9 protein-coding genes are annotated in these 13,929 nt (G+C 51.5%); all 9 read right to left on the minus strand.

The window, feature by feature from the left end:
- Positions 1-37: 37 nt before the first annotated feature.
- The gene (locus NST08_RS23840) at positions 38-1,897 is read right to left on the minus strand and encodes a glycoside hydrolase family 35 protein (protein WP_341342356.1); all 1,860 of its coding nucleotides are present in this window, start codon (positions 1,895-1,897) and stop codon (positions 38-40) included.
- A 36-nt stretch (positions 1,898-1,933) separates the two neighbouring features.
- Entirely contained in the window at positions 1,934-3,187 is a 1,254-nt protein-coding gene (locus NST08_RS23845; protein ID WP_007132362.1) for an alpha-L-fucosidase, read from the minus strand.
- A gap of 111 nt (positions 3,188-3,298) precedes the next feature.
- A complete protein-coding gene (locus NST08_RS23850; protein WP_007132361.1) occupies positions 3,299-4,666 on the minus strand; it encodes an ABC transporter substrate-binding protein in 1,368 nt (455 codons plus the stop codon).
- A gap of 153 nt (positions 4,667-4,819) precedes the next feature.
- Positions 4,820-5,656 (minus strand): carbohydrate ABC transporter permease, encoded by an 837-nt coding sequence (locus tag NST08_RS23855; protein ID WP_007132360.1) that lies wholly within the window; start codon positions 5,654-5,656, stop codon positions 4,820-4,822.
- Positions 5,657-5,674: 18 nt separating this feature from the next.
- Positions 5,675-6,595 carry a carbohydrate ABC transporter permease gene (locus tag NST08_RS23860; RefSeq protein ID WP_007132359.1) on the minus strand — a complete coding sequence of 307 codons (921 nt, stop codon included), beginning with the start codon at positions 6,593-6,595 and terminating at the stop codon, positions 5,675-5,677.
- A 447-nt stretch (positions 6,596-7,042) separates the two neighbouring features.
- A complete protein-coding gene (locus NST08_RS23865) occupies positions 7,043-8,629 on the minus strand; it encodes a response regulator transcription factor (protein ID WP_341342357.1) in 1,587 nt (528 codons plus the stop codon).
- Positions 8,629-10,353 carry a cache domain-containing sensor histidine kinase gene (locus NST08_RS23870; protein ID WP_210094491.1) on the minus strand — a complete coding sequence of 575 codons (1,725 nt, stop codon included), beginning with the start codon at positions 10,351-10,353 and terminating at the stop codon, positions 8,629-8,631. Before NST08_RS23870 ends, NST08_RS23865 begins: the two co-directional genes overlap by 1 nt.
- A 68-nt stretch (positions 10,354-10,421) precedes the next feature.
- Positions 10,422-12,590, minus strand: a complete 2,169-nt coding sequence (locus tag NST08_RS23875) for an alginate lyase family protein (RefSeq protein WP_341342358.1) — start codon at positions 12,588-12,590, stop codon at positions 10,422-10,424.
- Positions 12,580-13,701: a glycoside hydrolase family 88 protein gene (locus NST08_RS23880; protein ID WP_213616396.1), complete on the minus strand. Its 1,122-nt coding sequence runs from the start codon at positions 13,699-13,701 to the stop codon at positions 12,580-12,582. Before NST08_RS23880 ends, NST08_RS23875 begins: the two co-directional genes overlap by 11 nt.
- Positions 13,702-13,929 lie beyond the last annotated feature (228 nt).

Here is a 13,929-nt window from a genome sequence, read left to right on the forward strand (position 1 = left end):
AACAAGCTAAACTGCAGCATAATTCTGTCGTTATAGGTTACTTGTCCTCTTCGTCCTGTACGAAATTAAGCACGGCTTCATCCACTGCCGCGGTCTGTCCCAGGTCTGGTTGATCTGACAGCTCAACTTCGCAAGATTCGGGACCGCCATGCAGTTCAAAGAGAAGCAGCTCGTTCTCCCCTTTATGCAATAAAGGGCCGGGAATATACAAGGCCTTTTGGGGCCCCGCGTTCCAGTAACGGCCGAGATTGAAGCCATTAATCCAGGCGACACCCTTCGTCCAGCCATCAAAGCGAAGGAACGTATCCCCGATATCCTCCACCTGAAAGCTGCCGCGGTAAAATCCGGGCAGGCCCATGTCTTCCGACGCCGACGTAGACAGCTCTTCATGCTCCGCCTGCCCTTTATCCATAACCGGTTTATAAGAGAGGGATGACAGCATCTGGGACGCAAGCGGCAGGGTCCGGACCGTCCAGTTATACAGGAATTGGTTATCGATTCTCACGCCCTCCGTGATTCCCTTGGGATCGTGGATCAGCGGCCCATAATTGATCCGGCCCATGTTCTCGACGAGAATATCCAGCCTTGCTCCCGTTGCGGGTACGGTAATATCGAGCGGCTGCAAATTCCATCGTTCGATAACGCCAAGGGGCCGACCGTCCAGAAATACCTGGGCGCGATCACGAACCTCCTGAATATGCAGCTGCTGTCCTTGCATTGGTCCCGGAATAAAGGTGCTGTACAAGATAAAGCCATAGGACTGTCCGAATTTTTCCATTGGCTTGATGCACACGCTTTGTTTCGGCTCGGAGAGATGCTCTAGATTGGCATCCGCAAACAGACCGGCCATCTCAGACAAAGCGACCTTTCCGTAGGCCACCTTTGGAATGGGCTCCGGGAAGGCGCAGCCCGGCTTAAAACCATGCTTGCCGAGCACCGTCCGCACCGCCTCATATTTCTCCGTCTTATCCCCCCATTCCGTCAAAGGGGCATCATAATCGTAGCTTGTCGTCGTCGGCTCATAGGTCTTGATGTGATTCGCTCCACTGTAGAAGCCAAAGTTGGTTCCGCCATGGAACATATACATATTGATCGAGGAGCCCTTCTCAAGCATTTCATCCAGTACGCCGGCGACATCGGCCGCATCCCGGACATGATGGTCCTCCATCCAGTGATCAAACCAGCCGTTCCAGAATTCCATGACCATCAGCGGCTCATCCGTACGGTATTCGCGGTATTTGCCGAACGATTCTTCTACCCGGGAACCGAAATTTACAGTCGCGTGCACATGGTCGATGGACCCGCCCAGCAGCATTTCGTCGGTTGGCCCGTCGGAGGTAAAGAGAAGCACATCGACGCCACGCCGCACCAGTCCTGCGCGCAAATACTCCAGATAAGCGTGATCGTTGCCGTAACTGCCGTATTCATTTTCGACCTGAACAGCCAGGATCGGCCCTCCGTTCGAAGACAGGAGCGGAACCATTCTCGGGATCAGCTCGTCGTAATAATGATCCACCTTACTTAAATAGAGCGGGTCACTGCAGCGAAGCCGGATTTCTCCATAACCTAGCAGCCAGCCCGGCAAACCTCCAAATTCCCATTCCGCACAGATAAACGGGCTGGGTCTGACAATGACGTGCAAGCCGAGTTTCCCGGCTAATTCGATAAACGATCCAACGTCGGCCATCCCGCTAAAGTTAAATTCCCCTTCTGTGGGTTCATGCACATTCCATGCGATATACGTTTCAACGGTATTAAAGCCGCAGGCCTTTAATTTTAAAAGCCTGTCCTCCCAATATTCAGGAACGACACGGAAATAGTGAACCGCTCCCGATATGATCCGGTAAGGCTGCCCGTCCAGCAGGTATTGTCCGTTCTTCCAAGTGAGCACTCCCATTCCAGTTCTCCTCCACCTTATGTTAGGATCCAAGGCTTATTGCCCGCAGCGATAAACCGCCAATTTTTTGATGACCGGACTTGCGGCCGCTTCCAGTACCCGCAAACGCACCTTGTCGGTCGTTACCGGAGAGAACGCATCGATTTTCTTGTGACCGATCGCGCTGCCGCGTGTCAGCTCGAGCCACTCTCCACCGACGAAGGCTTCCAGCACATACTGACTGATCCTTTCCCCGTATGCAATCTCCTCCATGACCACGACATGATCGATCACGCATGCTTGGGGAAGGATTAACTGAACGGCCTCTCCCGATCCCGAGCCTTCGGCCAGGGCAGAACCGAACCGACGCTTGATCTCTCTGCCAAATTCCAGAAGCCGCTTTACATCGGCCTCCGGAAGCAGTCCCCGGGGGTCCGGAGCGACATTGAGCAGCAAGGTCGCTCCATGTCCAACCGACCGGTAATAGATGTCCATAAGCTGATCAAGAGACAACAGCAAATGTTCCTCGTCCGGATGCCAGAACCAGCGGTCTTTTCGGATCGGTACATCGCATTCTGCGGGCACCCAGCTCGGCGTCTCCGTCAGCCATTTCAGCGATTCTTCGCTGAACATGCTGCCCCGAGAAGAATCGGCCGTGTTCCAGCAAGGATACGGAGCGACACCATCCTCATTGCCGACCCACCGAATCGTGGGCGCGCCCATATTAAACACCATGGCGCTTGGCTGATATTTTTTCACAAGACCCATGATTCGCGGCCAATCATATTCGCGGCCTTCCGATCCCGCGCCGTCAAACCAAATTTCCACAAGCGGACCATAGCCGGTTAAGAGCTCCTCCAATTGTCTGCAATAAAAGTCATCATACTGCTGCGGATCGGCATAACACGGCTCGTGCCTGTCCCAAGGGGATACATAAATACCGAAGCCGATGCCCTCCTCCCGGCAAGCTTCCGCGCATTCTTTCACGACATCGCCCTTGCCTTCCTTCCACGGGCTCGAGGCTACGGAGTAATCCGTCGTCGCCGTCGGCCACAGGCAAAAGCCGTCATGATGCTTGGCCGTCAGTATGAGATAACGGAAGCCGGCTTCCTTCGCGGACCGGGCCCACTGTTTGGCATCCAGGCGTTCCGGATTAAACAAGGCCGGAGCATCCTTGCCTTCCCCCCATTCCTGGTCACAGAACGTATTGATTCCAAAATGGCAGAACATCCCGAGCTCCATATCCTGCCAAGCTAATTGCTCCGGCGAAGGAACAGCTAGCTGCTCCTCTAGCTTTCTTGTTATTGACATGCTTTCCCCTCCAACTCTCTACAGTTGAAAAAAAAAGGGCTTTGGGAAGCCGGCTTAATGGCCCCCCGAAGCCCGATTCCTACCAGGATTCTTTACCCTGTGCTATCCCTGTTACTTGATAACGCCTTTTTCGTTAATGATTTTCGTGGCCTCATCGACCATCCATTGTTGAACCTCATCAATCGGCTCATTGCTGAGCATGAATTTAGAGAAGCCGTCATTTATGATCTTGGTCAATTCCGCGGTAGACGCGATCATGACTTTGGCGGCATCCAGATATTGGATTTCATCGCTGAACAGCGTATATTTCAACGAATCCATATCGTACATATCCTCTTTGCCGGCAACCAGCTTCGTCAGCAATTCCTCGTTATTCGCCTTTTTGTAGCCAGAGAACTCAAGTCTGTTGTCCGAATCGGCTGTTGTCATGAATCTCATAAGCTTGAAGGAGGCTGCCTTGTTGGCGGAGTTGGCGCCCATTGCCAGCATATTGCCGCTGGTGAAGTATTTTCCTTCATACTCTTTCGGTTCCCAGCCAGCAGGAGGCACAGGTACAGGAGCGAAGGCGGTTTTGAACTCATGCGGATATTGCTCGGTATTGCCTGGGTCTGCGATCGTAAAGTTGCCTGTAAGAATCATAGCGGCTTCTTCATTGAAGAATTCCGTACGGTAGTTCAGCTTCGCAGCAAGCACGTCACTGTAAGGCTTGGCCGACTTGTCCTTCTCCTCCATGTCTTTACGGAGCTGGAAGAAATATTTGTATGTCGGATCCGCCAGAATCGTCGTTCCGTCTTCATAGACGAACGGATCTTTCATCATGGTTTGGGCCGGAGCGTTCATATAAAGCTCCCATGTGTGGAAATAAGATCCGTAGCGCTTGTCAACGCCTTCGCCCTTGGTCAGCTTTTTGGCGTATTCGCGGTAGTCGTCCCATGTCCAACCATATTTCGGAACCTCAAGTCCCGCTTCATCCAGGGCATCCTTATTGAGCATGACATAGTTCGTGCTCTTGGTATACTGCATGCCATAATACTTGTCGCCTAACTTGGGATTTACGAAATACTCGTCTTCCGGAACCAAGCTTTCCTTCTCGTAGAACTCGTTCAGAGGAGCAAGAGCTCCGCGTTCAGCCCGCTCGAGAACTCCGCCCAAGCTCGGGAATTGAATAACATCGATCGCTTCGCCGGAAGAGATCAGGAAATCCAGCTTTTTCAGCATTTCCACGGAATCGCCGGGAACCAGCACCACATGCTCGACCTTGATGTCCGGATTTTGATCCATAAATTCCTGGAGCATGGCATCCGTGCCCGCCTGCTGGGCCTCGTTATCCCAGTTGTAATACTTGATGGTGGTAACCCCATTGTCTGCCTTGCCGGCACCCGATTCTGAACCGGAATTCCCGCAGCCGCTTAAAATCAGGGTGCTTGCCAGAACCGTGCTTAGAATGATGGATAATCTGTGTTTGACTTTTTTCTTCATCTTACTTCCCCCTGCACAGATAAATTAGTTGTTGTGCTGTTTTCATGTTCATTATAGGCACCGGCACGGCCGATCAAGTGCACAATTTTGAGGTTCTAGGATTACTTTTTTGACTTTTGCGAAACCTTCGGCCTTTTCACATTAGGCTTCGGATCAACCTTTTACCCCGCCTAAAGCGATACCGTTTATGACCTGCTTCTGCAATACGATGAACACGATGACCAGTGGAATGATCGCCGATACCGCCGCCGTCATCATAATGGCATAGTTGTTGGTATAGTCATCACGGAACAGCGTCATCCCCAGCGGAATCGTGTATAGGTCCTTGTCCAGCAGGAAGATCAGCGGATTCTGGTAATCGTTCCAAGTCCAAATGAATTTAATGATCGCTACCGTAGCCAGCACAGGCTTGCACAGCGGAACCATAATGGAAGCAAATGTCCGCAGATGGCCCGCACCGTCAATTCTCGCAGCTTCCAAATATTCATCGCTGATCCCGATCATGAATTGACGAAGCAGGAACGTGAAGTAGATCGAGAACATACTCATGAAGATGATGGCCGCATGCGTATTGTAGAGACCAAACCAGCGAATGAGCAGAAACCGCGGAATCAGCGTCGCCTGATCCGGAATGATCATGAACGAGAGTAGGGCCATAAAGACGAGATTCCGTCCCTTGAATCGGATCTTCGTTAGCGCATAAGCGGCCATGGATGAGATGATCAGCGTGATTAAGGTCGTGATAATGGCTATTTTAAAAGAATTAAAATAGAAATCATAGAAGGGAACTCTCCCCATCCAAACCGTCTTGAAATTATACGCCAGATTCACCTTTTCCGGTATCCATTGAATTGGAAAGCGCATAACATCCTTCTCGTATTTGAAAGCCGCGGAAATCATCCAAATGAGCGGAACGAGAAACACGATGGACAATGCCCCCATCAAAAGGGTGATTACCCCTTTGGACATGTTTTTTCGAAGCAACTGCATGTACAATCCTCTCCCTCTCTATTCTTCATTTCTCATCTTCCAGGTGAGCGCGGTAATCAGGCCGATAATCGCGAACAGCAGCCAGGAAATGGCCGAAGCGTATCCCATATTGTAATATTGGAAGCCTTCCTCATAGATACGGAATACAAGCACGGTAGAAGAATTGTTCGGTCCGCCTTCCGTCAGGAACGCGATAATGTCAAACACTTTAAACGAACCAATCAACATCGTGATCAACAGGAAGAAGGTTGTTGGACGGAGCATCGGAACCGTGATCGCAAAAAACTTTTTAATTGCACCGGCACCGTCAATATCCGCCGCTTCATAAATTTCATTCGATATGTTCGTAAGCCCGGCCATATAGATAATGATCGTGTAGCCCAGGCCCGCCCAGGAGCTGATAATCGAAATCGCCAGGAGCGACGTTTTCGGATCGACCAGCCACTTCGGCGGATTGCTGATCCCGAGCTCCATCAGAAACTGGTTGATCGGTCCCAGCGATGGATGGAATAATGCGCTCCACACCGCAGCGACCGCGATAATCGAAGAAATATACGGAATGAAGAACGCGACTTTAAAATAGCTTTTGAAGAACACACTGTTGTGAATCAAAACCGAAAGCACCAGGGCGATGGCAATCGGGATCGGCACCGTAAGAACCATATAGATCAAATTATTCTTTATCGCTTGAATGATGGTTGGATCCTGAAACATCTTGATATAGTTATCGAAACCGGTAAATTCGATACCCTGGACACCCGACAGCATATCCCAATCGGATAAGCTCAAATACAAAGAGAATCCAAGGGCAAATACATTTAATAACAGCATCCCGACGATTTCCGGGGCAAGAAACAGCCACCCGATCAAAGCCTCTTTCCGCTTGGGAGTCCAAAACTTCCGCCGGCTCTTGGGCACTGGTCGTTGTACAGCCTCCATGAAGCATCACCTCAACAATTTGTAAGTTGTCATTATAGTAATACATCCGCCATCGGCAAGAAGGAGGGATTCTGACCAGCCATGTGCAAGATTTTGACCTAAAAAAAGCCCCACAAAGTGGAGCCTACGCTTCGATACTTATTCCAATTACTTTGCGGGGACCCCAGAACAAAAGCCCCACAAAGTGGAGCCTACGCTTCGATGCTTATTCCAAATACTTTGCGGGGACCCCAAATCAAAAGCCCCACAAAGTGGAGCCTACGCTTCTATACTTATTCCAAATACTTTGCGGGGACCCCAGAACAAAAGCCCCACAAAGGGGGAGCCTATCCTTCGATGCTTATTCCAAATACTTTGCGGGTGGCTTGCGCTTTGGTGAAAACTTTAAAAGCCGCCCTTGCCGGGCGGCATGCTGCTGTATAATTAAATTGAATACTATAGGCCCGCTTACTTTCGCGCGGTGTACTTCGCTTTATACTCGCTCGGGGTGGTCCCCACGTATTTTTTGAACACTTTCGAAAAATACGTACGATCCGAATAGCCTAATTCCATAGCCAGAGACTCCAAATTCTGCCCGGACATTCTAAGCATTTTGGTGGCCATCTTCATTTTGTATTGATGCACGTAATCCGTGAAGGTGAGCCCTGTCAACCGTTTGAAATACCGGGAAAAATAGCTCGGGTTCAAAAACAGATAGCGTGCCATATCGATCGATGTAATGTTATCGTCGAGATGCTGATCGATATATTGCTGGATCACCTGCAGCTTCGGCTCGTTCGTTGGGCTTCCCGCTCCCGTTTTCCGGGTTCCGATCGTCTGGATCAGCCTTCTCTCCACCAGCTCCATCATATCCTCCAAGGTGCGGGCTAAACCGAGATAGGCGAACAGATCCTCTTCGAATTTCAGACTGGAAAACATCAGCTCGATGCTGCGAAGCATGGAGGAAAGATCCCGGGCAAAGTCGCCCGGATCAATCGACAGCTCCTTCGCGGTTCCGGCGATCTTCTGCAGCGCAGCGCGTATACCGTCGAGATCCTGCTTCATGAGCATCCGTTCCAGCTCCGAAACGTAACTGTCCAGAAACCCCTGAGGCGCGGCTTGGAACCACCGTGTTCGGATTTGCGAAGCTTCCAGCATCGTATAGTCGGTATTTTCATAAAACTCGTATTTTCCATGAAAAATATCCTGATAGACGGAGCCGATCGAGCTTAATTCCATCTTGTCCGTGACGGAGACAACATTCGGTTGAATCTTGAGAAATTGGAGGCACTGATAACGCAGTCGCTGCAAATAATGATGAAGATGCAAGCTGGCATTCTGCGCCAGATTGACCCTAAAGTTATGCAGAATCACAATGTTCCCCTGCTCCATGAACGGCGTAATCCCTTCGTACGACTCGGACAATTCCGTCGCAATATTATAAACGGCGTATAAAATCAGCGGCAATTCCGTTTGTCTGAAGCGCTTGTCAAAGCTGGAGAGTCGAATGCTGACCAGCCCCAACGCAAACCACGGATAGGTCCAGGAGATGCCGAGCTGCGCTGCATAAGCCTGAGTGGCTTCGGACGGCGAGCCATTGATCACCCGTTGCAGCAGGTCTTGCCGAAAGAGCTGACTATTGTAATTGGCCCCTTCGCGATGAATCAGACCGGTTCGCATTTTTAGCAAGTTCATGGATTTGCCGAGGCTCTGTTCCAACTGCTCCGCTGTAAGCTGATCCTTGATCAGATAATCATCCGCTTGCAGCTTTACGGCTTGCTGGGCATAATGAAAATCCTCATGGCAGGTCAGGAAGATAATCCGTACCTCCGGCTTCACGCGCATAAAATGGTCCGCCAGCTCAATGCCGTTTTTTTGCGGAAGTCCGATATCTGTAATGACAATATCCGGCTGCACTTCCTCAAACATATGCAGCGCTTTGGCGCTGGAATACGTACTGCCGGCAATCTGCAGATTGTTGGCCTCCCAGTCAATCATCTGCTGCAATACCTTGAGCATAGGAACATCATCGTCGATGAGCATAACTCTATACATTACTCTTCCTCTCCCTCCGGTAGATAACCATGATGTTGACTTACGGGCAAGTACAGCAAAACAGACATCCCCTCATGCGGAAGGTTGGCGAGTGTCAGCCTCGCTTCCTGCCCGAAGGTCAATCGGAGTCTTTGGACCACGTTCATCAGACCGACTCTCTCATAGGCTCCATCCTGCTCATCGCTTGGTTTCCCCAGCCTGCGGTTCAGACATTCGAGCATTCCTTCTTCGGCCCGGGTACCGTTGTTGATAATCTCAATCCTGATTCCGTCCGGGTCGCGTCTGGAGCGGACCTGAATACGTGGCGTCTGATGATCGACAAGTCCGTGGACGATGGCATTCTCAACGACCGGCTGCAATATGAGTTTTGGCAATATGAGCCCTTCGGTTTCCGGTTCCAGATCGACCTCTAAGCGAAGCGGTATTTCGTTGCGGATTTTCATAATGTCGACATAGTGGCCCAGCAGCTTGCACTCCTCGCGCAACGTGGCCGGCTCATTGACCTTGAGATAGGCTCGCAGCAAGCTCATCAGGGAATCGATAATTCCGCTGTGAAGCGTATCCTTCGTCAGGATGAGGCTGCATTTGATCGAATTGAGCGTGTTGATCAAAAAATGAGGGCGAATTTGCATAAACAAGGCTTCGAGCTCCATCACCCGCTTCTGTTCCTGCTCCTGTTCGATATCATGGATCAGCCGCTGTAATTGATCCAGCATCGTATTCAGCGTCTGACTCAACTCAGCGATATCATCCTTGCCCTTGACCTCCAGCCGGACGTCCAGATTTCCCATTCCGAACTGCCGCACCACTCGCTGCAGCTTGAGAATCGGCCTGTGCAGCCTTTTGGCGATCAGGATAGACATCCCGGAGAACACGAGAAACAGCAGAAGAACCCCGGCAAGACCGGTATAAAACGTCCGGGAAATTGGCTCCGACCACTCTTTCTCCGAAGCTTCGTAGGCCAGCTTCCAGTTCGATTTCAAAATGGTTCTATCCGATCGGACACTGCTCTTGGTCTCCGTATGATGCGGAATCAGCTCCGCATGACCTGCAATGAATTCCCCGTTTGCATCAAAGAGGGCCACCTTGCCAAAGTCGACCGTACCGAGCAGCCGGTTGAAGTACTTATCGGAAATGGCGCACAGCAATACGGACACTTGCCTCTTCTCGCGGCTGTCATAGATCACCCTGGCGATGTAGTAGCTTTTCCCCTTCCCCGCCGAGTCGCCGCCGGCCATTCCTAGCCATTGCAGGGTTTCCGGTTTGTTGAGATCAACGCGCTGCATCAGTTCGTCAACGCTTCCGTTAATCGTGGTCAAATCCTCCGTGCCGGAAGAGATGACGAATTGCTGCGGGTTGACCAGGTACATGCGGACATTATTATTCAGCGGCTTGGAGTTAATCAGGGAAAAGATGTCCTGAATTTGTCTAAAATGCACATAATCCTCATAAGTTGCCAGCCTCTCGGTGTCTGCGAATGACTTCAGAATATTGCGAACACTTGTATCGTTCACGATAAAATGAGAGGCAAACGTGATATCGTCAATGGTTTTGCTCAGCTCATCCGTCATGACATTCAGGACATTCTCGTTGCTGAGCTGCAGCTTCTCTACCATCGTATCCCGGATCAGAACAAACGATATGATAGAAACCGCTATCAGCGGAATGAAGATCAGCAAAAGAAACGACAGCTGGATGCGTTTGTAGAAGGTAAATTTGAACATGTTTCTCTGCCCTTTCTTATGCTCCTTGTCCTCTTTATTCTATCAATCCTCTGTGCTGGAAGCATGCATTAAATGATGACGGTTGATTGCATTTTTCTTCCTTGAAGGGTCATCAGCACAACCTCTCCGAAGATCTGCATGCCCTCCACCACATAACAATCAAAATGACCCGACGGTGCACGGTGGCTAACAACGAGAATAAACTCCTCTTCCATTCCCGGGAGCTGAACGCCGCAAGCCTCGGCTTGCCCGTCATGAACCTGCTCCCCCGTATGACGATATACCGGTACCTTGCGGACTCGCGGAGAGGCTGTTTCGCCTGGACGATGGGGATAAAGCACCTGCATGATGCTGATCCATCCTCTTCCTGTCCGGGAGTATGACGCATTCGAATTAGGCTCGAGCAGGTTATACTCGCGGGAGATCACGCCCTCGCCCACTTCCCCGCACAGGTCGGCCGTCGTTATGGGGATAATCGAAAGATTCGCTTCCCCGGGGGTGTTTGTACGGCAAATCTTGGTGTCTGCTTCCATCAGAACTTCGCCTGGCGGGTGCGGAAAATGGAAGTGCTGAGTCAGGGTATGCTGCTCACGGCACGCCAAGCTGTCGATCAACAGCCAGAAATACGGCTTGATAAAGATGATCCTTCTGCGCGGAATTAACGGTTCATTCCCATAAAGATAGCCGTCATGCATCCCCTCGACATAGTCAAAGTCAGGCTTGCTGATCCATTTGCAGCCCATCGGCCCGGCCATCCGGTCGAAAGACCAGGTATCCCTGATCCCGGTGAACCCGATTCCGTCGACGACGGTCGTGTTATGGGCGGAGCTCTCCTTTAATGCTTTTCTGTGCGGCGTATGATCGCTATAGTTGTACCGTCCAAGATCGGTGAGCAGGTCGCGGCCGTAGGCATGGAGATCGATGTGCAGCATATCGGCATGACCGTGGCCTCCCCCGAGCGGACCGCAGTGAAAATAAAGGTACAGCGCTTCTTCGTCCCAGCCCGTTCGCATCGTATAATGACCGGAATGGGGAAAAGCCCGGCTCATGGATGGCGGCTCTACAGGCACCATCGCTTCGTAATCACGGATTCCCTCCATGCCGAACAGCCAGGCATTGTCGTAATCCGGCCGGGCATGTCCGCCAAAGCGCAGGACGGAATCCTCAAACAGCCATGCGGCAAAGGTCAGAATGGAACGGATATCGCTATCGTCGCTGTCTCCCAGCATCGGCTGCCTGTGATTCGGCTTGGCCCAGTACAAGGAAGCTTCGGCCATCTCGAGGACCGTACGACAAAATGAGTCGTCAAGCTCCGACCCGTTGAGCTTGGCAAGGTGGACGCAGTCAAGATAACAAGCCAGCACCTCGTGATGATACGTTGGCGATTGCTCCCAGTGGATGCCGTCCGCCATGATCTGGAGCCTTGCCGTCTCCTTCAATCTCTCTTCGCCCATTTCCCGCCACCCTGCCGACTGGGTGAATTCGGGAAAGAACAACGCAATATGGTATAAGCCGCAAGTCTCCAGGACGCCCCAATTGCTGATATGTTTCCAGCTGGTGAAGGAAGCGGCCAGATACTCCCCGTGCTCGTGAAGCGAAATCAGCGCTTTACCGAGCAGCGACGGAGTAAGGGATGGGCTGCCGATCATGTATCGAAGCGCCTTGATCCAGTTCGCGCTGCGCAGCCCCGCCTCGATCGGGCGCCAGGTCAACGTATCCGTCGTAGGCTCTTCGGGGACAGGATTCCGATCGATCCAGTGTTCAAGCTGGCGGCAGAACACCTCCGCATACTTCTCATCGCCAGTCATCGCATACGCTTGTCCCAGCGCCACCCAATAGCGGTGGCGATTCAGCATGTAAGCCCACTCTACGTCCTGATCGGGAATATGGCACCAATCGATATCACCGTCAAATGTAACGGGAACGACGCTCCGCTCCATATCCCACAGAAAGCGGAACAGGAACGTCTGCTGCATCACCTCATTCGCCGTCTTCATGACGATTTCCAGCTCATCCCCACAGTGCTGCTTCACATAATCGGTGATCATCCGCTTCTCCTCACGGCTCATCCACCATCCGGCTGTTCTCCGGCAAGAGAAGTATGCATGCAGCTTACCCAGTACATCGTGCCGATGACCTTGATCATCTGCATTCAGCATCGGACCGATTGCGGGATCCTCCGGATCCAGCGTGGTTAAAAGGGCTTTCACCAAAGCTTCCGTGGCATCAGCGTTCATACCAATACCCCTTGTTTCCGGTCTCCATACGAATCAAAGCCTCCAGGTAAAAATAATCCCCCCAGATCATGAAATCATCCGGGGACAATCCGCCGCGCACATGATAAGAACCGTGCTGCAGCAGGCCCTCCGCCTCTTGGCCGACGGTGGAATAATTCCGTACCAGCGAGGTCATGGAATCCTGCAGTCCTTGTTCAAAGCGTGCTCTATCGGGATCCCCATCCTCCAAATGTCCAATCAGTTCCAGCAAACCTGCCGCCACAATAGCCGAGGCCGAGCTGTCGCGATAGGTATCGGCGGTTACGGGAGCATTAAAGTCCCAAAAGGCAACATGATCCTCCGGCAAGTGCTTCAAGAAATATTTCGCCATTCGTTTGGAGGTTTCCAGATATACACGATCCCCTGTATAGTGATAAGCCAGTGCGAATCCATACACCCCCCAGGCTTGTCCCCGCGTCCATGTCGAGCCGTTCGTATAGCCCTGATGCGTGGCCCCTCCAATCGGCTCCCCGGTATGCGGATCGAAGAAGAAGGTGTGGTATGAGCTGTCATCTCCCCGCACCAGATAACGCCTTGTCTTCTCCGCCTGCATGATCGCAATGTCCCGATACTGGGACTTACCGGTTTGCTGCTCCGCCCAGAACAGCAGCGGCAGATTCATCAAGCAATCGATGATGATGCGGCCGCCCTCCTTCTCATCTCCTTCAGGACCCCATGCTTGAATATATCCTCCGCTTGGACGCCAGCGTTTCAGCAGCAAGTCCGCAGCCTGAAGCGTCAACTGGCGTGCGCTCTCATCCTTCTCGACGATCCACTGCGCTTTGGAGGACAAGGAATACAGAAATCCGATATCGTGATGATCAAGCACCTTCTTGTCCGCAAAGCGCTGGCGGAAGTCTTCTACCGTTCGCACGGCTCCCAATCTGAAGGCCTCGTCGCCCGTATATTCGTAACATAGCCAGAGAAGACCGCTCCAGAAGCCGTTTGTCCAATCGTCATTATCATTCAGCAAATAGGCGCCGTCCTTGCTGACGTGGGGGAATCGGGTCCCGAAGGCATCCATGTTCCTCCGGATTTTCTCTACGGCATCTTTAATCGCACTGCTCCACATAACGTCGTGCTCCCTTCGAATCGATCATGATTACGATTCATGATAGGGGGAGTCTCACCGTTCTTGTAGAGCCGATTTTTGCCTTGATGTGCACTATTTTGACTTTTGCATCCTTAGGGTTATAAAAAAGGAACAAACCTGTCCTTTTTCATCTCTATTGCAATAAAAAATACGATCCATGGTCACCACGAATCGTATTTTTCAGTCCCGATGCTTGCATTCCTGCCT

The sequence above is a fragment of the Paenibacillus sp. FSL K6-1566 genome (assembly GCF_038050475.1).
Lineage (GTDB): Bacteria > Bacillota > Bacilli > Paenibacillales > Paenibacillaceae > Paenibacillus_AQ > Paenibacillus_AQ lactis.